Source organism: Mesorhizobium sp. B283B1A (assembly GCF_020165735.1).
Classification (GTDB): Bacteria; Pseudomonadota; Alphaproteobacteria; order Rhizobiales; family Rhizobiaceae; genus Mesorhizobium; species Mesorhizobium opportunistum.
Window position 1 is genome coordinate 72305 of record NZ_JAIUIQ010000024.1, and the last position, 22001, is coordinate 94305.

Below are 22001 nucleotides of genomic sequence, written 5' to 3' on the forward strand. Positions count from 1 at the left end.
AGCCCGGATGGCACTCTGGTGCTGACGGCGGGGGAGAACAGCGATGCAACGCTCTGGGATGCTCGGACCGGAAAGAAAGTCCTGGGTGTAAGCAGCGACGCATATACGCGTGCTGCTTTCAGTTCAGACGGCCGCAGCTTCGCGACGGCAGGCAAGCGTTTGGTTTCGATCTGGAATACCGCGGACGGCGCGCTGACGCGGTCGATCCGAGTGATCTCCTGGCCATTCACCCTTGCGTTCAGCCCGGACGGAAGCCGGTTGCTGGCCGGCCCGTGGGGTTGGCATTCAGATCGCGACACTTCCAGCCTTTTCGATTTGTCGAAAGGAACGGAGATCGCAAAGTTCGCCGGCAGCAAGAGCGACACGCAATTGAACGGCGTGATTTTCAGCCACGGGGGTCAACGGATCGCAACGGTATCACTGGATGGCACTGCCCGGATTTGGAATGGAGCGTTGGGAACGCTGGATGATGTGCTCGGCCAGGAGGTTTCGGGGTTGAAGCCTGACATCGATACAGATGAACGCGATGTGGAGATGAACGGTGCCTTCTCCCATGACGACCGCTTCCTTGCGACCGCGTCGATCAATGGGCCGATCCGCATCTGGGACGCTGAACGCGCCTCGATAGTGACGACGATCGCCGGTCATGAATCCTTGGTCGAGCATCTGGAATTCAGCCCGATCGACAGCAACATTCTACTGACTGCTTCACACGATGGCACCGCTCGGCTTTGGGATGTCGACGGCGCCCTGACGACGGCGCTTTCACATGAATATCGGCCGACTTTCGCGGTCTTCAGCCCCGACAGCGTCCACCTGCTTACCGGCGGGGGCGACAGCGCGGCGCACCTGTGGGATGTCGTCAGTGGGCGCGAGATAATCCGCCTCGATACGCATGAGATAATTCAAAACGCTACGTTCAGCCCAGATGGGAGGCGCGTCGCCACGGCATCGCTTGAGGGCGTGGTCCGTATCTTTGATGTGGCCACGGGGCACGAGACCGCCCAGTTCCGATCACATGCCGGACTGATCAAGATCCAGTTTGGTCGCGATGGCAAATCGCTTGTTTGCGCATGGATCAACGGTACCGCCCAACTGTGGGACGCGACGACCAGCATAGAGCTAGCCGACATCAATACAAGCAGCAATCTGCCGCAAGCGGTTCTTAGCCCTGACGGACGTCTGATCTTTTCGGCCAGGGAAGACAATGTGGGACGCCTCCTCACGACCAGCGGAGCCGAACTCCGTGCTCTGGTGGGGCATCAGGATCGCATCACGGCAGCGGCCTTCAACCCCGACGGTCAACTGGTCGCCACGGGCTCACTCGACCACACGGCCCGAATTTGGTCGATCACGGAGGGGAAAAACGCCCGAACCCTTGAGGGACATACCGGCGCGGTGACGGCGGTCGCCTTCAGTCCCGACGGCCGGTCGTTGCTGACTGCTTCACGCGATGGAACCGCCCGGATCTGGAGCGTCGCCGGCGGTCTGGAAAGGGTTCTCAGGGGCCACAGCGGCGCGCTGGACAGCGCCGAGTTCAGTCCCAATGGGTTGTATGTCGTGACCGCGTCGACCGAAGATCGAACGGTCCGATTATGGGCGGCGCAATCGGGGCGACAGATTGCCGTCCTTAGCAGCCAGGACGATGCAACCGTTCGACGGGGCTTTACACGCGCGGCTTTCAGCGCCGACGGCACCCATGTCGCGATTGTTTCCGGCGAAAAGAGAGTCAGCATCGTTCGCCTCTTCCAAACACCCAAGGAGCTTATTGAATTCGCCCGCCGTACTGTGCCTCGCGAACTGACCCCTTGCGAGCGGCGAAGCTTCTTCCTTCCTGAAGACCCCGCACACGGCACCTGTCCGGATTGAGGTCGACAACGATCGGATGTTGCCCATTAGGCCGGCTACTCGAACCGCCCAACCGTGTGACCCAAAGTGATGATCGCCCTGGATCCGGATGGCGTGGCGCATAACCGTGGGATTTCGCTTGCCCTACCGGTTGGCGTTCGGGTCCGACCAGAGCGTTTACCTGTGACGTCTGCTTTTGGAAAGCGTCGGAGGCGACCTTGACGGCTCCAATTGTGAAGGGTTTCGGGTGCCGTCAGGCGTACGAAAGCCTCCCATGCAGGAACCCGCGGGCCGCATGCTGTGCGCTATGGGGATTTGTGTGGCGGGTGTGCCAGCGTCTGTCGCGAACGCTCACATTTCGTGCTGCGAGCGTGTCGAGGAAGTAACGTCCGGCTTGGTCGGGGAGCTTGTTACGGTGATTCTGACTGGGTTCGCGCGCCTGATGACCGGCGCAACAGCAAAGCGCACATGCGTTTCCGTTGACCTGCGCCGGCGTAGCGCGGTCGTGGGGGCAAGCGGGCCATGCCGGGTCATGGAGAGTTCTCCCGGCTCGCTGCGGTCGCGTTGGGCGGTCCGCGCGGTTGCCTCCACCGTTCGAACACCTCGATGACGACCATGCGTCCGCCGCAGCACGGGCATGAGGGGCGGAAGTCTTCCGGCGCGTGCGGGGTGTCGTCATCGGGAGGTGTGGCAACGCTCAGCAGGTCGCGGGCGAGCGCCAGGCTGGCCTTGCGGGAGCCGCCGGCAAGCAGGCCGTAATGCCGGATGCGATGGAAGCCGTGCGGGAGGACATGGGACAGGAAGCGGCGGACGAACTCATCAATCGCGAGCACCATGACCTGCTGGCTGTTGGCGCCGTCACGGCGGTAATCCTTGTAGCGGAAGGTGACGCTGTTCTTGTCGAAGGCGATCAGGCGGCTGTTCGAGATGGCGACCCGGTGGGTGTAGCGCGACAGGTAGGCGAGCACGGCTTCCGGCCCGGCGAAGGGCGCCTTGGCATAGACCACCCAGCGCTTCTTCCGGACCGGCGACAGGTGCCGCAGGAATGCCCGGCGGTCGCCCAGGTGCGCCATCGATCCGAAGAAGCTGAGCCGTCCGGCCTCGTGCAGCGTAACCAGCCGGGTGAGGAAGAGCCGGCGGAACAGTTTGCCGAGCACGCGCACTGGCAGGAGAAAAGCCGGACGCGACGATATCCACCGGCTTCCGTCCGGCGCGATGCCGCCGCCTGGTACGATCATGTGGACATGCGGATGCTGCGTCATTGCCGAGCCCCAGGTGTGGAGGACGGCGGTGATGCCGATGCGCGCGCCGAGGTGCTTGGGATCCGCCGCGATCGTCAGCATCGTCTCCGATGCCGCCTTGAACAACAGATCGTACACCTGCGCCTTGTTGTGGAACGCGATGTCGGCGACCTCGATCGAGGCGCGCACGGATCAGCCGGGCAGCGACTTGCCTTCCATCAGCGCCATCAGCCGGTCGAGCGGCCCGGCGACCGCGTGGATCGTCCGGGTCGAGACACTTGGTGTAAAGCGCGGTCGTATCGAGCTTGCTGTGGCCTAGCAGCACTTGGATGACGCGGATGTCGACATCCTGCTTGAGCAGATGGGTGGCAAAGCTGTGCCGCAGCGTATGCGGGCTGACGCGCTTGCGGATGCCTGCGACTTCAGCAGCCTCCTGGACGGCGCGGTGCAGTTGCCGCGACGAGATCGGATCGGTGCAACTGCGCCCCGGGAACAGCCAGCCATGCGGAAGCATCACCCCGCGCCGCTTGCCTTCGCGCCACCACAGCCGCCAGAAGCTGCGGCGAGAGCATGGCGTTGCGGTCCCTGCGTCCCTTGCCCTGTTCGACGCGGATCAACATGCGTGTGGAGTCGATATCATCGACCTTCAGGTGCGCGACCTCGGACACGCGCAGGCCCGCGCTATAGGCGACGCCGAGCGCAGCCTTGTACTTGATGCCTGGTGCTGCCTCGAGCAGCCGCGCCGCTTCCTCCACGCTCAGCACATAGGGCAGCTTGCGCGGATAGCGCATGATCACCAGCGCACGCGCCAGTTCCCGCCGCATCAGTGTCACCATGAAAAGGAAGCGCAACGCCGAGACCGCACCGTTGATCGTCGCGGGGCCGACACCGTTCTCATGCTGGTGCAACTGGAAGCGCCGGATATCCTGGGGCGTCGCAGTGTCGGGAGCGCGCCCAAGGAATGCGGTAAAGCGCCGGACGTGACGTACGTTATCCTGCTGTGTATGCGGTCCCAGACCTCGCATCAGCATGTCTTGCTGCATGCGCTGACGAAGCGGTGATATCGGTGCATTGGTCGGCAGGGTAGCCATGGCGAGTTCCTCTCGTTGAAGGGAACTCCATGGTCTGGTCAGGCCGTAGGCACTCAAAGCCGAAGATTACCATACCGAATTGCCAACCGCGCCTTCGCGAAGCGGGTTCGTGCACTGGGCGCGAAGCGGTCGTTGGCGATGCGACTTACCTCAAGAACGCGCCGCCAACAACAATGCCGTTCGAATTACCCGAGTTCGTGGATCATCACGTCGGGAATGACCGCCTTGGCGATGTCGCATAAGTGCTGATGATGGGTCAGGTACATTACCTGGCCTACGCTGGCCATCTCGCCGAACAGGCGGAAAACTTCCTCCGACCGGAGATGGTCGAAGGTTTCCATGATGTCGTCGGCGATGAAAGGAACAGAGGGCTTGAGCTTGGCAAACTCATAATATCCGGCGAGCCGCAGAGCCAGGTAGAGCTGGAAACGCGCGCCTTTCGAAAGAGCGTCTGCGATCTTCGATTGGCCAGGCGCTCGGACAGGACTGCTTTGTCTCTTTGGATATGCGCTTCGGTGTGATCATCCTCTTTGGCCATTTGTTTGGATCTGCCTCGATTTATCGGCCATGTTACCTGAGTCCTGGCAACCCGCGAACTTCGGCCAAAGGATCGGCCAAATGTTCCCGCCGCTTGCGGATTCGTGCATGAATACAGCACGCTAGGCGTGCCGGTTATCGGCCATCTGATCCTGGTCATCGTCGACATCCTGCTGGGATCATCGTCGGCGGCATCAATGGTGTCCAGGTTTGGCAGCGGTGACGGTGCCAGGGCCCGCGAAGTCGGCAAGATGCCGGAGATCGGCCAGAAGATCGGCCAAATATCCTGGCAAATTCAAAATATATATTATAATTACGCATTTAGCAGAAACCAAGATCGGCCAATTATGGAAGAGAGTGTACAGCGCATCGAACCGGCACGCCTAACCGATGTATCCGAAACTATCTCCGATGCGCTGGCGGAGCTATCGGCGACGTCGGCGGTTTTGGGCAAAAGCCTTCACCCGCGTACCGCTGCCAATCTCGCCGATCTCGTGCGCATCATGAACACTTACTACAGCAACCTGATCGAAGGCCATGATACGCGCCCGCGCGACATCGAACGGGCGCTGGCCGGAAACCTCGATCGAGACGAGAACCGTCGCAACCTGCAGCTCGAGGCGGCCGCGCATGTTCGCCTGCAAGCCGAGATCGACCGTATGGAGGCCGAGGGCCGGTTGCCAGAGCCGGCATCGGTAGATTTTCTGCGATGGCTGCACGCGGAATTCTATCGCGATGCCGAAGCGCCCATGCTGACCATCAAGGGTGCCGGCCGTGAATTTGTCATGGCGCCAGGCGAGTGGCGATCGAAGCCAGAGCATGACGTCGCCGTCGGTCGGCATGAACCGCCTTCGAGCGACCGGGTCGACGATTTCATGCAGTACTTTGCCATGCGTTATCGCTTCGACAAGCTGGGCAAGGCCGGACGGATCCTGGCCATCCCTGCAGCGCATCATCGGTTTAACTACATTCACCCCTTCCCCGACGGCAATGGCCGCGTCAGCCGATTGATGAGCCACGCCATGGCGCACGAGGCCGGGATCGCCGCGCACGGGCTGTGGTCGATCTCGCGCGGCCTGGCACGCGGCGTGAAAAGCCGCACGGACTACAAGCGCATGATGGATCATGCCGATATGCCCCGCCAAGGTGATCTCGACGGGCGGGGCAACCTCTCCGAGCGTGCACTCGGCGACTTTACCTCGTGGTTCCTGCAGGTGTGCACCGACCAGGTGAGCTTCATGAGCGGATTGTTTGATCTCGATACGCTCGCCAAGCGACTGCATCGCTATGTCGAGCGTAGCGGCTTGAAACCAGAAGCCGGTCGTCTTCTGGAAGAAGCGCTCATGCGCGGTGAGTTTGACCGCGGCGAGGCATCCCGCATTAGCGGACTGCCTGAGCGCACGGCGCGTCGCGTGTTCAACGATGTGATCGCGCTCGGTCTGTTGGCGTCGAAAACGCCCAAGGGCCCAGTGTCGCTGCGCTTTCCGGCGGACGCTCTGGACGCGCTGTTTCCGAAGCTGTTTCCGGAAATGTAAGATCATAGAGCGCTCACGATCTTACGGCGCTTCTCCTCGACGTCCTCGAAGATTTTCACCAGATCACCCGGAAGCGGGTTTTCCGGTTCAGGCAAATGCGCGAGATGGCGCCACCTCCTGTCCAAGGCCTTCAAGGAAACCTCATCGGTCATCCCTCGTTTGGCCTGCGACCAGAACAATGCACGAAGTTCGGGAGAAATCGGCTTTTTCTCCTCCAGCCGCTTTGTCAACCAAAGGGTGACATCAACCAGCTCAAGACCGGCACTCTCATCTCCTGGCATGAATACGGGCGGCGTTTCCGGCATGTGCGAGTAATCGGCCTTGGGCATGCCGGGACCCATATCAGACTTATGGCCTCGCAATCTCCGGTACCATTCGGACAATTCGGCTTGGGCGCCGTTGAACTCCGTTTGCCGATCGACCGTGATGCGGTTGACCCGGCTCTTTTGTGCATTGGATTGTATAGCAATTGCCTGCAGGACCTGCTGAAACCCGATCAGGTTCGGCGATATCTGCAGTGTCGATTCATAATTGCTGGAGCCGAAGCTGATCTCTTTGGGGTTTGCCGCAGCCCATTTGATAGCACCCGCCACAAGCTCCCTTGATCGCGCATCCGGCAATCGACCCACGCGCTCGAGCAGACCTGCGTAAAGCTTCTTGAGCCTTTCCTCGCAACGTGCGGGGTTCTGTTCGCGCCTAGCGCTCCATGCCTCTTTCGCAAGGTCTTCGTCGAAAAGGAACGACACTTTAAACAGCAGGACATATCGCATGGGCGTCCAGTAATGGTGCCATGGAACAGCATCATTCAAGCCGGAATCAAAAACCTGATCGAAGAAGGTGATGATCGCATGGTCCGGCTTCGAGACCTTATAAAGAGAAAACCGCAGATCGTTCTTTTTGCTGAACCGGGCTATTTTTTCAGCGATTGGCGTCAGTCGTCCGACACCGAGTTCATTGGCGTGGAGGCGTTTCACCCCGAGATCTCGCCGCAACTCTTTCAGCAGCGGCTCAGCGATGACGTCAAGATTCGCGCGGCAGCCCAGCACACCGTAATAGAGCTTCGGCTGGTTCGCGTCGAACAGGTTCAGCCCTGTGTTGCCGCTTTCGTCGACGAAATAAAACACCTTGGAAGTCCTCAAAAAGCGGGGGCCGCGTTGGAGCAATAACTTGGCTGGCGATATGTCGCCGAATGTAGAGAGCGAGACAGATCGCTACAAGCAGCCCTCGCCCGCAGCGTTGCACAGCTCAGTAAAATAAAAGGGACTCCCAGAGGAGGCTGCTGAATCGGACGTTTCTTGGATTATTCCACACTTGGGTGTGAACCGGCCACCCGGCGAGGCGCCGTTGAAAGTCCGTCCCTGCGACACCTATAATATGACCCGACCGGATTGAATTGTCGAGAAGAGAGCCATTCAACGCCAAGTTGGCGTCCTCGAACTACGATGGGATGGAGGCTCTGCCGGTCCGATGGTTCCAGATGTCTTGCGGAGTTAATTCGTTTCGACACGCGATAGCGCTTCCGTCCTGGGCAGCGCCAGCTGTTCCCCTCGGGTCTACCCTGCGCTAGAAGGGGTCAGCCGCCGCTTCGTGACAGGCTTCTTGTTGCGTGGTAGGTTAGAATCTTAGCCCTCGGTCGGCTCGAATCCTCGCCCAGGTGGGCACCGTAACCTATCCACTAAGAAGTGCTATAGGAAGCAGGGCTAGTGGGTAGCAGCGGAAGCACGGGAGAGGGGTCAGCTAGAGTTATCACCTACCCCGGGTTGCCGGACCCATTGCGCTGGCACCGCAGTCCCTCTTATCTCTCGGACAAGCAACCAACCCGAGTATTCCTATGACCACATCCCCGAGAACGGGGGCGGCGCCGGGGTGAGGTTGAGGAAATGACAGAAGTTAAGGCCTTAACGCCTTATTCAATTTATCTACCTTAGAATTCGCCATGCGCTTCTCACTCCTGCTTTTTGGCTGGGCGGCATTTTGCTGTTGGGATTTCGCCGCCAATGATGGTCAAACCATTATTGGCCTTGGCGTGCGAGTTGCCAGGCTCTTCCACCGGCTAATTTGAACGTCAGGCGCTGTTGCGCTTCGCGCTTACTCACTCCAGTGAGGCGCGCCCTCTGATCAAGGGTGAACGCGGCGACGACCGCTAGCGCGGTTTTTCCGTCGTTGCGCGGGCGATCCTTGCCGGACGCTACCCAGCCGCAGGGGCCGAACCGGTCCCGTGGTATTCCACCGGATGAGCTCGACCTCCTTCCCGGTGACTTGCCGCACGGCCTTCAACAGCACCTCATGAGTTCCAGCCTGCATGGGGTCAAAGCGCTATCTCCCCTTCGGCTTCGGCGTGATCTCCTCGACCCGCACCTTGTCGCCGATCTCCGTTAGCGTCCGGAGGCAGGCTCGTCGAGAAAGGCCCCCGCCTTTTTAACAGCTCTCGACGAGCCGTGCGCCCCTTTACCCCCGGACGGCCAAACGCTGGGGCAGTCTGCCTCAATCGTCAAGCGACTGCTCCGTTCGCGTGTTCGTTCACGCAATCAGGTGGCGCTAATGTCACATTCGATGGACGCGTACGAGCGAGCGCCCTCTTGCGTTAGGCCCTATAGGCAGAATTATCATCCTCGTTGGGCGATCCTCAAACGGAGTTGCCAATGGCTAGGTCAACGATAGCTAGCGTTGCCAGATGCCTGCCGGTTTAGCGGTCGCCCAACACGGCTTATGTCTTGCCTGGTCGGTGCCTTGGGTTCAGCCAAGGATCAGTTGAGCTAGTACCATAGTGAGAGCCATCGATACGGGAACGGCTATAAGGCAACACGTCTCAATGATCTTGTTTTCTCGCTTGTCCATCTTCGCCGCCTCGCGTTTTGCGTTCTCATTTTGACGTCTACGGGCAGCCGTGGGAAGCGGTTCCAGGCGGGGGCGGTCAGAGATGCCGGCGGTGCTGCATATTAGCAACACCTTGTCGAACCCTCGAGCTGCCGAGCATTAGTCTTCCTCGCAGCGGCGAAGCGTGGCGCCCCGCAATGCCCTCATGATGGTTTCGAACAAGTTCGCCAATTTCTTCATCGATCTCGTCACCAGGAATGCCTTAGGCCTCTGCTGCCTGTTTAGCCTCCACAGCCATATCGATAACCAGCAGCACCGGGTCGTTGATCGGCCCATCCGCCAAGTGGTCAGACATCCAATGGTAGAGAAAATCACCGCCGCGCTTGCTCATTTTTCCCTGAAATCCAGCAGCTTAGCATGGCGCAGCTTCTCCTCTCCCTTCAGGAACCGCACCCGGCCGACTAGACCAGGTTTCAGCCATTCGGCCTTGTCGCTCTTGAGCCTTACAGGCGCCGGTCCGCCTATCTTGCCTTGGACGCGGTCCCAAAGGCGCTGCCGCTTGTCTGCCTTGAAGGTAACGAAGGCGGCGCCGGCATACCGACCCTTGTCGGCCATCAGCACCATCGCAGGCTTGCCGGCTTCCCGCTGCACGCCAATGATGTCCATTTCCTTTTCGGCATAGCACTTGATCTTGCGCCAGTTCATCGTCGGGCCGCTGCGGTACGGGCTGTCCTTGCGCTTCGACACCATCCCCTCCAGGCCAGCCTGGTCGACAAGGTGATAGACAGCATCCCCCGTGCCTGGCATAGCCTCGCTGAACTGAATGCGGTCGCCGGTAGGAACAAGCTCCTGAAGGATCTCGCGACGGTCCTCTGCCGGCATGTCGCGCAGATCGTGTCCGTTCAGGTGTAGAAGATCGAATGCAACCAGATACACGTCGCGCGATGGATTGCGGCTGGTGACGGCTGACTGAAGCGCGTGGAAGTCGGACAGGCCCGCCTCATTAATGGTGGTCGCCTCGCCATCGATGATGAAGTCTTCCGCCTCGATCGCCGCCGCTTCACCTGCGAGCTGGATGTAGCGGCCCGTCCAGTCGTAGCCGTTCTTGGTGATCAGCCGGATGCCGTCTTCGTCCTTGATGACCTGGGTGCGGTAGCCATCAAACTTGATCTCGTGGAGCCAGTCATCGCCCTGCGGTGGCGTATCGACCAGTTCGGGCTCCATCGGATGGATAAACTTCAAACGCATGAAACTGACTCGCGAATCGCGACTCAATTAGGATGCGCTTAATTAGTTCCGGAAAATTTTAACGAATCGTTGACCGCGCTGTCCCATTCTAGGACGGCGCGGTCAAACCCCAACCGGGCTGCGCAGGCGGCTCCGGCACTCAAGCGCCCGCCCCCATGTCGGAGCCGCCACTGCACACCAAATTACCATCGATGGTTGAATCAACCGTTACCGCACGTGCTTTCCAGTGTGCGTTCCTGATCATTAGACTTTGACGGAACGGAGGGATGGGTATCGCGCTAAAGTAGTTCCGGGAACATTTTAGATGAACTGAAAGTTCGATGGGGATGACGAAGCTATCGGACCTCGGCCCGCCGATCCCCGGAAAGTTGCACGGCGGCGCAGACATCCCGGAACATCAGCATTTCTATCCTTGCCCATATTGCGGGCAAAAGGTTGACCAGCGCGATTTGCGCCAAGTGTTTTGGCATGAAACGCCAGGGCACGAACCGCTGGAGATGACGGGGGCGCCGAGATAATCAACCTCCCGAAGCGTGCGAAATGACAGCACCTTGTGCACCGGCGACCACCAGTTCGGCCGCCAACCAGAAGCCAGCGGCTATGAAAAGCAGAACCACAAAAGCCAGGCGGGCTGACGGAATGCCCTAGCAGAACCGCTGACCCGTGTACTGCGCACCCTCCACCCACAAGGAGAGTGCAGTCGCCGGGGAACGTCCTTTCACCTCGAAATCGCGGCCCCGATGATGTCCTGCCGCGATCCAGACCGTCTTTGACCGCTGATAGATTTTAATGCCTCGTGCGCTCGCCCAAGCGCACAGGTATGCAAAGTCTCGCTTCATGATTTCCCCACACTTCGCTAAAATCTGAACGCTAATAACTGCGGAGCGTGGAGGTATGTTCCACGAGGGCGTTCACATTTTAGCATCTGCTTACAAGGCAAACTCGCCTGCTCGGAGTTTGAATCGGCGTGGCTAACGGCAGCATCAACATAGGCGATGAGGTGGCAATCATGGCGAGCGTCCGGCAGCGGGCTTTGCCCTTTATGTCACCAGCCGAAATGCAAAGCGGTTGCGGATGTGGTCGTTGAAATAGCGGCCCTTGGCAAAGGCAGATTTGAACCCGGCAAAGCTCTCCGGCGGCACGTCCAAGAACTGGTAATGCCTGCCTTGGTGGCACATCGCCGCAAAACCGCCGCTTGGCAATGGGCATCTACACGGCCTTTCTGGATGTCGCGATGGCTCTTGGAAGCCCGGCTTTGGGATGGGCTGCCGATCGAGCAGGTTTGAGCGCCGTGTTCTTTATCAGCGCCGGTGTCACCTATTGTACAACCCCATTGCTTTGCGGTTAGCGTACAATGCGCAACGAGCCGAAAGGCGCACTGCGAGCGCAAGCCTAGAGGATGCAGCCAACCGGTCATCCTGGGTTTCCGACCGGCAATCAGTTCTCCGAGGATCCGGACAAGTTCTTCCGGTTCGGTCGGCTTCATCACCACCGTCCCGAGTGAGAATGCTTCATCACTCTGCTCGGGGCCTAGGCCGGAATAAACGACGAAGGGCACTCCACGGGCAGCCAGCATTCTTGCAGCCTCGACGCTCTCGCCGTCCCACAATCTGACGTCCAGGACCGCGGCGGCGGGCATGTGGTTCGCGAGAAGCGCTCCTCGGCCTTTGCAACACGACGATCCCAAGGCTGCGGTGAAGCCCCCCTCGGAAAGAGCAGTCTCCATCTCCACGGCAATCAAAGCTTCGTCGTCGACGACCAGGACGAGAGGTTTGTCCATGTGAGGCACGATTGCACGTTCGTTGATGAAACACGTGCCAAGGTGGTTTCCGTCCGAGCTCAGATTTGCATGCCGCCACAGGCTCAATCAAGAGGAGCCTCGTGGGCAGCCGCAAGGGACGAGCTACAGGAACAATTTGGCGACACCCCGCGTTACCACCCGTTGAGCAGAAAGGGGTTTTGGATGAATGAAGTGCCGCGGGCGAATGTTGTCGCGTTCAAGAACCAAGAAACATCCGATGGGGATAGCCGGAACTTCAACTACCAGGATTTCTTCGAAAACGGTGCCGTCGCCCTCCACCTGGTAAGTGCCGACGGGGTCATTCTTCATGCCAACCAGGCCGAGCTCGACCTTCTCGGTTTTTCGGCGCAGGACTATATCGGTCGCCATATTGCCGAGTTCTATCCCGACCAGGAAGTGATCGAGGACATTTTGAACCGCGTCTCCCGTGGCGAGAAGATCGCCAGATATCCGGCGCGATTGAGAGCCCACGACGGCTCGATCAAGCACGTCGAAATTTCTTCCAGCGGGCATTTCCGCGACGGCAAGCTAATCAACACACGCTGTTTCACTGTCGATGTAACCGACCTGGAACGCACCCGCACGGAGCTCAAGCGGCAGGACAGCACCTATCACCAGGTCCTCGACAGTCTCCCGGTCGCCATCTACACGACTGACGCGGATGGGGTCATCACCTACTACAACCGAGCCGCCGCCGAAATGGCGGGCCGCGAACCCGAGATCGGCAAGGACAAGTGGTGCGTGACGTTCAAGCTGTTCACACCGGACGGCAAGGACCTTCCTCACGATGAGTGCCCCATGGCGATCGCGCTCAAGGAAAACCGCCCTGTGCGTGGCCAGCAGGCGATAGCGCAGCGCCCTGACGGATCGTTCTTTCCATTTCAGCCCTATCCGACGCCGCTCCGCGATGAGACGGGCAAGCTGATCGGTGCCGTCAACATGCTGTTTGACCTCACCGACCGCCAGAATGCCGAGGAGGCCAGGCACCATTTGTCGGCGATCGTGGAATCCTCGTTCGATGCCATCGTGAGCAAGGACCTGAACACCATCATCAAGAGCTGGAATCGGGGCGCCGAACGGCTGTTCGGCTACACCGCCGAGGAAGCGATCGGCCGCTCGGTGACGATGCTGATCCCGGATGACCATCAGGACGAGGAACCCCGCATCCTCGAACGCATCCGCCGTGGGGAAGTCGTCGACACATATGAAACGATCCGTCAGCGCAAGAATGGCAGCCTGGTTCCGGTCTCGCTGACCGTATCGCCCGTGCGCAGCGCAACCGGGCAGATCATCGGCGCATCGAAGATTGCCAGGGACATCACATCGGCAAAAGAGAACGAGCATCGCATCCGCATGCTGATGCGCGAGGTCAACCACCGGGTCAAGAACCAGTATTCCGTCATCCTTTCGATGATCAGGGAAACCAACAAGCGCGCCGAGAACCCTGCGGTGTTCGAACGGCAGGTTCGCGAGCGGATCATGGCCCTGTCACGCTCGCACGATCTGCTTGTCGCTGACGACTGGAGAGGCGTCACCCTGTTTGAACTGCTGCTGTCGCAGGCCAAACCATTCGGCAATGAGGGGCGGATTTCCATGTCGGGACCATCCATCGTGCTGAGCCCCAACGCCGTCCAGTATTTCGGCATTGCCTTCCACGAACTCGCGACCAACTCAGCCAAGTACGGCGTACTTTCGGGAGACAAGGGCACGATTTCCGTCCAATGGAACGCGACCGGTTCCGGGGATTCGAAGCTCTTCCACCTCGCCTGGGCCGAAACCGATGGGCCGAAGGTGCAGGCCATCGGTCAGGGCGGCTTCGGAACCGTGGTGCTGAAGCGGGTGGCGCCTGAGGCAGTCGGCGGGAAGGCCGATCTTGAGTGTGGCCCCCATGGGATCAATTGGACGCTGGAAGCGCCAATGGCTGCCGTGGAGGCATCTGTTGTGAGTGAGGCCTAGGAACTCGGCATTCGGTGGGTAGGTAAATGGACCGTCCCCTGTAGGGGCCTCAATTAGCGCCGCTTCCCGGATCACCACCAGCTGTTCTTCAGGATCCAGCCAGAACACCCAACCTGCGCGTCCTGCACGAGGTGCTGTTGACCACCGTGCGGCGAGCCAAGGGAAGGAATTCGAGTTCATCCGGTGGGACACTACAGGACCGGTGCTGCCGCCTGGAGGTGGGGACGCCTCGTAACAACGGGTAACGGGCGGATAATCGCCAACTAAGAAAGGGACGCTTCATCCATGTCATCAATTCGATTTGGATCTGCAATCACAAAATATTAGATTGACCCTGCTCAAGTATGGGTGTTCTCTTCTGAAGAAAACGCGAAGCATCTCGCGTCGCGCCGACAGCGAGAACGGGGATGGTGGCTGGGGAACCAAACGAGGTGCTGGTTAAACACGTCGAGAACCGGTGGATTGTCCGTGTCGTTGAGAGTGGCGAGTCAATGGTCGAAGTGTTCGCGACGCAGGCCCTTGCCGAGGACTACGCACACAATCATCGAAACAGACTTGGGCTTCCTGGGAAGCCGCCTGTAGAACCGATGGGATTTCGAACCAGTTAGGGCCAAACAATTGGACGAGACAGCCGATTTCGTCGTCAACGACGTCTTGGATCAGTCCGGACAATCCGATTCCGGGATCTTTGTTGAACTCGTTGACCCCGAAAGAGGCCGCGTTCGTCTTCACCTCACGACTGCTACTGCGGAGCTCCTTTGCGAGCGCATAGCCGATGCGCTGGAACGCCGCTACGGCGAGGGCGCCAATTGAACGGCTGTTTTGATATCCAAGGGAAAATGCCCGGATCAATTCCCGATGGTAAGAAGAAGGTCTCGAGCGAGCGGTCCTGAGCAGGTACGACAGACAGGTGAGATTTCCAACCCGGCATTTTTACTTGCTGCGGACGTTTGGTATCGTGGCCTGTCTCTAGACTGGAAAGGTACAACGTTGTGGCCGCGCTTGCGCATTTCCAGCTCGCGATAGATCAGAATCGTCATCGTCATCTCGGCGCTGCCCGCGACTGACTTTCCTGGCATCGACTCCAATAGCGTTTCGAGCGTGTGGTCATCCATCGTTGCGAGGTGGGCTTTGATTGCGTCTATCCCATCGCCAAGGTCTGCAAGCAATCCTGCAGCTGTCTGCATCCTGGAGCCTTTCATATGTCAATGCCGGAGTTCACACAGCGCATTATAGATTCTGCGCCTTAAAATGACTGCTTCTTAACCATTGCGACGCACTCCGCTTTGAGCCCGACACAGCAAGTGTAAAGTGTTGTCGAGCCTGCTGACTGACACTCTCCCAGGCTCATTGATTGGGCGATCGGCCCCTCTAAGCGCAACTCCAAGCCGCTGGTCGCCCCTTTTCCTCAAAGCGTCGACCAATCGGCCGACGAGCTGTTGAAAATGCCAAATTGGTCGATTCACCTGCCCCGAATCATGACATGGGTAGATCAGGGCCTTACGCAACGCAGTTTGCTGACTTCATGGCCTCTCGTGCTCTACCGGCCGTCGAGCCCCCGCCCCCCGTCGGTTCGACGGTCGTCCTTCTCTCCGCAGGCTCCAGCCGGTCTCCAGCTTCTTGCCGGCGGCCTTTTTCATTCGCATGATTTGTCACTTGGCCGACACGCATTGCCGGATTGCGCCGTACCACAAAGTCGAAGTTGCCGCGAAGCTGATCAGTCGGCGCGGGAACTTCCGCCGCTGATCACAGTCCCTGTTGCCGTACATCTACTCGTTGAAGCAGGGCTGGCGGAGCCAGCATACCAACCATTTCTACGACCCAGCCAAAACGCGAGATCGACAGCGATTTTGGGCCGTTTGCGGTCTAGCGCTCCTTGCGCTGCGGGATGGGGCAGCTGCCGCTCGGCTCTTCTCGGCGACCGAGATGCTGAAGGCTTTCGGGTGCCGTCAGGCGTACGAAAGCCTCTCATGCAGGAACCCGCGGCCAAGCACGACTCGCCCGCCTGACTTGAGCACGCGTCCGAGCTCCGCGGACCCAGCTTTTAGGCTTTGCTAGAAATACACTGTGTGGACGCTGAGAGGCTTGTCGAATGTTGCATCCGGCAAGGGCAGGCTCTCGACCGTGCCGACCCGAAACTCGGCTCCCCGGCATTGATCCGTTTTCAGGTTGTGCGGGCTAGAAAACGGACTGATGCGTCCAGCAGAACCGCGTCTGCTTGCGATTCGTGGCGTCCATTTCGACAAGATCAAGGATGAGACGTTGATAATGCCGAAATCGCGCCGCCGTCCTGATATTATTTCTGCCGGAAGGCAGTATGCAGCGAGGTCGACAGGGGACTGAGAATGTAATCCAACGCGGTGCGTTCCTCGGTCACGATCATCACCGAAGCCGGCATACCTGGATAGAGCTGGATCTGCGGCGCGGCGGCGAGTTCCTGCTGATCCACTGCGATGTCGGCGACATAGTAGGGAAAGCCGGTCTTGGCGTCGGTGACACGGTCCGCCGAAATGCGGGTGACGCGGCCGTGGATGACTGGTGTGGTGCGCTGCTTGTAGGAAGTGAAGCGGACCTCGGCCGTCATGTCAGCGTGCAGGCTGGAAATGTCCTCGACCTTGACCTGCGCCTGGACGATGAGCGAATTTTTGGTCGGCACGATATCGAGGATGGTCTGGCCGGGGGCGACGATCGCGCCGGTCGAGAAGACGGTGAGGTCCATCACCTGGCCGTCATAGGGCGCGTGCACCTCGGCGCGGTCCACCGTGACTTGCGCGGCGAACATCTTCGGCACCAGGTCGGCTAGGCTCGACTGGGTGTCGATCAGCATGGCCGAGAGTTTTGCGCGTCGCTCGTTGGTGAGCTGCGCAATCTGGCTTTCGAGCTCGGCCTTGCTCTGGCGGTTTCCCGCGATCTCGCCGATGGCCTGGTCGATGAGGCCCTGCAAATCGGAGGCGGAGCGGTCGAGTTCGAGGATGCGCGTGCGCGTTGTCAGCCCGGCCTTCAGCAGCTTGTTGAGGTCTATTTTTTCGTCGGTTGTCGACTTGAGCTGGGCGCGAAAAGACTCGACGCGCGCCTGCTTGCCGTCGATCTGTTCTTCAAGCTCGGCGATCCGCTTCTGCAGGATCTGCGTGGCACCCGCCATCGAGGCGCGCTGGCTCTCGAGGTCAGCAATCTGGTTGGCCATCGCGTCCTGCAGATAGGCCTGGTGTTCGGCGGTGATGTCCTTCGGAAAGGCCACCGCCTCATGGCCCTCGAGCTCGGCACGGATGCGGGCATCGGTGGCGCGTAGCAACGCATATTGTTGGGAATAGAGGTTGAACTCGGAACGGGCGCGGGTGTCGTCGAGCACCACCAGCACATCGCCTGTCTTGACGATGTCGCCGTCCTTGACCCGGATTTCCTTCACCGTGCCGCCGTCGAAATGCTGGACGCTCTTGCGGTTGCCCTCGACCTTTACAATCGCGTCGGCAAGCACCGCGCCGTTGAGCGGCGCGATCGCCGCCCAGCCGCCGAACACCCCGAAGAAGGCAACAATGATGAGCACGCCGACCCAGACCGGTCCTCGGATCGAATCCGGGTTGGCGTCCGCGCCTCCGGCGCCGGACAGGCTGCGATAGGTGGCGGCAATGTCGGTCATTGGGTTGCCACCGCCATGGGTGCCGCGCGCTGGTTCAGCAGCGCCACGATCTCGTTCCTCATGCCGAAGGCCTCGACCGCGCCATCCCGCAAGAGCAGGATCTTGTCAACATTGGCCAAGGTCGAGGGCCGGTGCGAGACAATGATGACCGTACTGCCGCGGCGCTTGAGCTCCAGCGCGCATTCGGCGAGCGCGCGGTCGCCGTCCGCATCAAGGTTGGAGCTCGGCTCGTCAAGCACGATGAGGTTCGGCATGCCGAACACGGCGCGGGCAAGCGCGATGCGCTGCCGGTAGCCGCCGGACAGCACCGCTCCGCCCTCCCCGATCTGCGTCTCGTAGCCTTGCGGCAGGCGGATGATCATCTCATGCACGCCGGCCAGCCGCGCGGCCTCGATCACCTCGCGGTCGACATCGCTCTTGAAGCGGCCGATATTGGCGGCCACGGTATCGGCAAACAGCTCGATATCCTGCGGCAGGTAGCCGATATGGTCGCCGAGCGCCTCGCGTCCCCATTGCGTCAGATCGGCGCCGTCCAGCCTGACCGTGCCGCGGCTCGGCTGCATGATGCCGGCTAGATGGCGCGCGAGAGTCGACTTGCCGGCGCCGGACGGGCCGACGATGCCAAGCGCCTCGCCGGCATCGAGCCTGAACGAGACATCGCGCAGCAGCAGCTTCTGCAGATTGGGAATGGCGAAGCTGAGCTGTTCGACGGCGATCTGGCCGGTCGGTTTGGGCAGGTTGAACGAGCGTTCGTGCTGTGCGCCACAGTCGAGCAGCTTCTCGACCCTACCAAGCGCAGCCCGCGCCAGTATCAGGCTGCGCCAAAGGCCTACGATCTGCTCGACCGGTTGCAACCCCCTGCCCAGAAGGAGGCTCGCCGCGAACATCGAGCCGCCGGTGATCTGTCGCTCGATGACCAGATAAGCGCCGAGGCCGAGGATCAGCGACTGCATGGTGAGGCGCATGAAGCGGATCAGCCCGGACATCAGTGCTGCTCGATCGCTGGCCTGTCCCTGCTGCCGCAGTGCCAAGGCGCGGTCGCGTCCCCAACGGCGCACAAGGCCGTCAATCATGCCCATGGCGCGGACGACTTCGGCGTTTCTCAGGCTCATTTCGGTGAAATTGTAATTGGCGGTGGCAAGGTCGTTGGCTTGCTTCAGCGGCACCCGGACGATGTATTCGTTGAGCACCGCCATGGTGATGAGAAGCAGCGATGAGCCGAGCGCGAAGAAGCCAAGCCAGGGATGCAGAAGGAAGATGATGCCGATGTAGATCGGCGACCATGGCAGGTCGAATAGCGCGTGGACGCCGCTGCCGGTAATCACCTGCCGGAACGTGTCGAAATCCCGGATCGGTTGGCTTTGCGCCGCGCCCAGCGACGGGGTTTCGACGGAGGCCGCGAGGATCTTGGCCGAAAGCAACCGGTCGAGCCGCGCGCTGGCCCGCGTCAGGATGGCAGCCCGTACAAGATCGAGGCCGGCAAGTGCCAGGAAAGCCGCAAGCAAAACCAGCGTCAGCATCACCAGTGTCGTCTCGCTGCCGCTGGTCACCACCCGGTCGTAGATCTGCAGCATATAGAGCGGAGACGCGAGGTAGAGCAGATTGATGGCCAAGCTGAATGCCGCCGCAAAGAGGAAATAGCGGCGGCAGGCGCGAAGCGCTTCCCTCACGATCTTGGATTTGTTGTCGAGACTCAAACTACCCAGCGGAGAACCGCCCCCTGTTTAAACCGCATACCCGAAACCGATCCTACTCCTGATCCTTCAACCGGCCACGCGATCCACCCGTAAACCTGCTGTAAACCTTAATTCGTAAGCTGAATCCGCGGCCGGCAGGGAACGAAACGAACTCCGCGTGACCGCGGGCTCGATTCCTTCTTCACACGGCGAACTCACTTGTTCCGCCATTGATGCCGGTCAGCGTGAATTCAGCCGGATTGTAGGTCACGACGGTGTGTCCCTCGCCGTCATCGGCGAGCTTGAAGCCGTTGGCGTCGTAGGATCCAAGCAGATGCAGAGTGGCGCCGTGCGTGCCGTCGGTCACAGTCAGAGTGCCGCCACTGCCGTCCTGGCTGGTCTGGTAGCTGACCGTCGTGCCGGTGCCGAACAGGATGTCGTTAAGATCCAGCTTATCGTCATTGGTGATGCCGCCGATCCGCCCGCTGAAGTCGAACGAGTCGTCGAGCTCCAGCGTGCCGGCCGTATTCTGCGCGAAGGTGACATCCGTCGACGAGGCTGCGCCGAATTCCAGCTTCGACAGGTTGCCGATCGTGGCATCGCCCTCGCCGGTGACCGCGCCGTGGATGTCGATGTTGCCGCCATTCGCCCACAGCATGCCGGAATTCGCGATCCCGCCGGCGACGACCAGGCCGCCCGAGCCGGTCGCTTCCAGCGTGCCGGAATTGGCCACGACGCTGCCGCCGGTGTCGATGACCAGGGCGTTGGTGCCCGAGGCGATGATGGTGCCCCTGTTGTCGAGGCTGAGCATGCCATCCCCCAGTTGGCCGGCGCCCGAGATCGTGTTGTCGACATTGACCAGCGTGACGTCCGGACCGGTGCCTGAGATGATGTTGAAGGAACTGTCGGACAGATCGATCTGCCCGCCGCCCTGCAGCGTCACGCCGTGCTGGATGACCTGCAGCAGGGTTTCGCTGCCGGTCGAACCCAGCGAGATGGTGCCGCTGTTGTTGACGCCGCCGCTCAGCGGCAGCAGCGCGCCGTCGCCGATCGTCATGGCGCCGGGATTGTTAAGCACGGGCGTCTGATTGAAGGCGAAATTACCGGCGCCGAGCGCTGAGGAATGCACGCCGTCGAGCGTGATCGACTGCCCATCGCCGAGCGTGATCACCGCATTGCCGTTGGCGTCGTCGGCGGTATGCCCCTGGACGTCGGCAAAGCTCTGGAAGCCGGAGTAGCCGACGAGGTCGATCTGGTCGGCGGCCGCGTCGAAGCTGTGCACGGCATCGTTGCCGATCGGCTGCGAGAAGACGAACAGATCGTTGCCGCTGGAGCCGGTGAGCACATCGTTGCCCGACCAGGCGAAGATCGGTGAGCCGAGCGCGTAGGCCTCCACGTTGTCGGTGACCAAAACATTGGCCATGCTGCCGTCGGCATTCGTCCAGTATTCAGTGATATTAAGTGTTAAGGCACCAACATAACCGTTGGGCGAGGTGATCGAGAGAGCGGCGATGTTGTTGGTCTGCACTGTCCAAGAACCGTCGCCGTTGTCGGTGCCTTCGCTGAGGGTCCAGCCCAGCGGAACGCCCGCGACCGTTACCGCAATGTTACCCTGCAGGGCCCCTGGATCTGTTAGGGCAAGATTGATCAGCTGCCCTGCGATCCCCGCGGGGGCCACTTTCTCATTCGTCGATGTGGTTTGACCCGTCGCTCCAATATTGCCGGAAATGTCAGTGTAGGTGGGCGTGACGATCAGCCTTCCATTGTCTTTCCCACTCGAACTGCTGCCTGAATAATCGAGTTGAAGCGCCCAGTGGATGTTGTCCACTGTCGTCAGGGAGATGACCTTCACGGGCGTTGAGGTGGCGCTTAGTGTCACTGGAGAGCCCGCACCATTGGTTTGCCATTGAAGGTCGCTGGCATCAAAGTTACTGATCGCCTCGGAGAACGTGATACTGACGTCGGTGAAGTCACTGGCATCCGGGTTGGGCGTTAGGAATACTATTGAACTTACGGTTGGTCCAGAAGTGTCGATGGTAGCCGCGTAGCTGGCTGACACGGCGCTGGTGTTGCCGGCCACGTCAGTCTGTGTGGCCGTGAACTGATATGTGGTGCCGTTCGCCAGAACGTTGCTGTCAACCCTGCTCCAGTTGCCGCTGCCGTCCGCCAACGCCGTGCCGATCGACACGCCGTTCTGGAACACCGTCACCGTGCTGTTGGCCTCCGCCGTACCGTTGATCGTCAGCGAGGTGTCGTTGGTGATGTGGTCGCCCACTGTGCCGCTATCGGTGGTAAAGCCTGTGATCACCGGCGTGGCGGCCGTGGTGTCGATGGTAGCCGCGTAGCTGGCTGACACGGCGCTGGTGTTGCCGGCCACGTCAGTCTGTGTGGCCGTGAACTGATATGTCGTGCCGTTCGCCAGAACGTTGCTGTCAACCCTGCTCCAGTTGCCGCTGCCGTCCGCCAACGCCGTGCCGATCGACACGCCGTTCTGGAACACCGTCACCGTGCTGTTGGCCTCCGCCGTACCGTTGATCGTCAGCGAGGTGTCGTTGGTGATGTGGTCGCCCACTGTGCCGCTATCGGTGGTAAAGCCTGTGATCACCGGCGTGGC

General features: G+C 60.3%; 11 protein-coding genes and 3 pseudogenes. 4 read left to right on the forward strand and 10 right to left on the reverse strand.

Annotation, left to right across the window (positions count from 1 at the left end; all coding sequences use genetic code 11):
• Positions 1 to 18 precede the first annotated feature (18 nt).
• A complete protein-coding gene (locus LB577_RS20820) occupies positions 19 to 1869 on the forward strand; it encodes a WD40 repeat domain-containing protein (RefSeq protein WP_224688130.1) in 1851 nt (616 codons plus the stop codon).
• Between the two features lie 509 nt (positions 1870 to 2378).
• Here the strand turns inward: LB577_RS20820 and LB577_RS20825 are convergent.
• The 3 pseudogenes from LB577_RS20825 to LB577_RS20840 form a co-directional block, all read right to left on the reverse strand.
• Positions 2379 to 3260: pseudogene (locus LB577_RS20825) on the reverse strand (transposase); the annotation flags it as partial.
• A gap of 21 nt (positions 3261 to 3281) precedes the next feature.
• Positions 3282 to 4180, reverse strand: a pseudogene (locus tag LB577_RS20835) (tyrosine-type recombinase/integrase).
• A gap of 185 nt (positions 4181 to 4365) precedes the next feature.
• Positions 4366 to 4662 (reverse strand): annotated as a pseudogene (locus LB577_RS20840) (ATP-binding protein); the annotation flags it as partial.
• 159 nt (positions 4663 to 4821) lie between these two features.
• Here LB577_RS20840 and LB577_RS20845 point away from each other — a divergent pair.
• The gene (locus LB577_RS20845) at positions 4822 to 6252 is read left to right on the forward strand and encodes a Fic family protein (RefSeq protein WP_224688132.1); all 1431 of its coding nucleotides are present in this window, start codon (positions 4822 to 4824) and stop codon (positions 6250 to 6252) included.
• 2 nt (positions 6253 to 6254) lie between these two features.
• Here the strand turns inward: LB577_RS20845 and LB577_RS20850 are convergent, their stop codons facing one another.
• The 4 genes from LB577_RS20850 to LB577_RS33535 form a co-directional block, all read right to left on the reverse strand.
• Positions 6255 to 7376 carry a DUF3800 domain-containing protein gene (locus tag LB577_RS20850; RefSeq protein ID WP_224688133.1) on the reverse strand — a complete coding sequence of 374 codons (1122 nt, stop codon included), beginning with the start codon at positions 7374 to 7376 and terminating at the stop codon, positions 6255 to 6257.
• Positions 7377 to 9331: 1955 nt separating this feature from the next.
• Complete coding sequence (locus tag LB577_RS33155; RefSeq protein WP_263496175.1) at positions 9332 to 9460, reverse strand: hypothetical protein; 129 nt, start codon at positions 9458 to 9460, stop codon at positions 9332 to 9334.
• Entirely contained in the window at positions 9457 to 10317 is an 861-nt protein-coding gene (locus LB577_RS20855; protein WP_224688142.1) for an RNA ligase family protein, read from the reverse strand. The genes LB577_RS33155 and LB577_RS20855 overlap by 4 nt, the downstream gene beginning before the upstream one ends.
• Positions 10318 to 11357: 1040 nt before the next feature.
• A complete protein-coding gene (locus tag LB577_RS33535; RefSeq protein ID WP_023769219.1) occupies positions 11358 to 11495 on the reverse strand; it encodes a KTSC domain-containing protein in 138 nt (45 codons plus the stop codon).
• Between the two features lie 671 nt (positions 11496 to 12166).
• On the opposite strand from LB577_RS33535, the gene LB577_RS20865 reads away from it, so the two are divergent.
• Positions 12167 to 14074, forward strand: coding sequence for a PAS domain S-box protein (locus tag LB577_RS20865; RefSeq protein WP_411969309.1), 1908 nt, complete (start codon positions 12167 to 12169; stop codon positions 14072 to 14074).
• A 618-nt stretch (positions 14075 to 14692) separates the two neighbouring features.
• Positions 14693 to 14887 carry a hypothetical protein gene (locus LB577_RS20870; RefSeq protein WP_224688134.1) on the forward strand — a complete coding sequence of 65 codons (195 nt, stop codon included), beginning with the start codon at positions 14693 to 14695 and terminating at the stop codon, positions 14885 to 14887.
• A gap of 1483 nt (positions 14888 to 16370) precedes the next feature.
• Here the strand turns inward: LB577_RS20870 and LB577_RS20875 are convergent.
• The 3 genes from LB577_RS20875 to LB577_RS20885 form a co-directional block, all read right to left on the reverse strand.
• Positions 16371 to 17711, reverse strand: a complete 1341-nt coding sequence (locus LB577_RS20875) for an HlyD family type I secretion periplasmic adaptor subunit (RefSeq protein WP_224688135.1) — start codon at positions 17709 to 17711, stop codon at positions 16371 to 16373.
• On the reverse strand, positions 17708 to 19408 hold the full coding sequence (locus LB577_RS20880) for a type I secretion system permease/ATPase (RefSeq protein WP_224688136.1): 1701 nt from the start codon (positions 19406 to 19408) through the stop codon (positions 17708 to 17710). The genes LB577_RS20875 and LB577_RS20880 overlap by 4 nt, the downstream gene beginning before the upstream one ends.
• 181 nt (positions 19409 to 19589) lie before the next feature.
• Positions 19590 to 22001, reverse strand: a 2412-nt coding sequence (locus LB577_RS20885; RefSeq protein WP_224688137.1) for an Ig-like domain-containing protein, incomplete at its 5' end; no start/stop codon positions are given.

Excerpts from the sequence above, each read along its gene's own strand:
- LB577_RS33155 (WP_263496175.1), bottom strand. The coding sequence starts at position 9,460 with ATGAGCAAGCGCGGCGGTGATTTTCTCTACCATTGGATGTCTGACCAC.
- LB577_RS20855 (WP_224688142.1), bottom strand. The coding sequence starts at position 10,317 with ATGCGTTTGAAGTTTATCCATCCGATGGAGCCCGAACTGGTCGATACG.
- LB577_RS33535 (WP_023769219.1), bottom strand. The coding sequence starts at position 11,495 with ATGTGCCACCAAGGCAGGCATTACCAGTTCTTGGACGTGCCGCCGGAG.
- LB577_RS20865 (WP_411969309.1), top strand. The coding sequence starts at position 12,167 with ATGCCGCCACAGGCTCAATCAAGAGGAGCCTCGTGGGCAGCCGCAAGG.
- LB577_RS20875 (WP_224688135.1), bottom strand. The coding sequence starts at position 17,711 with ATGACCGACATTGCCGCCACCTATCGCAGCCTGTCCGGCGCCGGAGGC.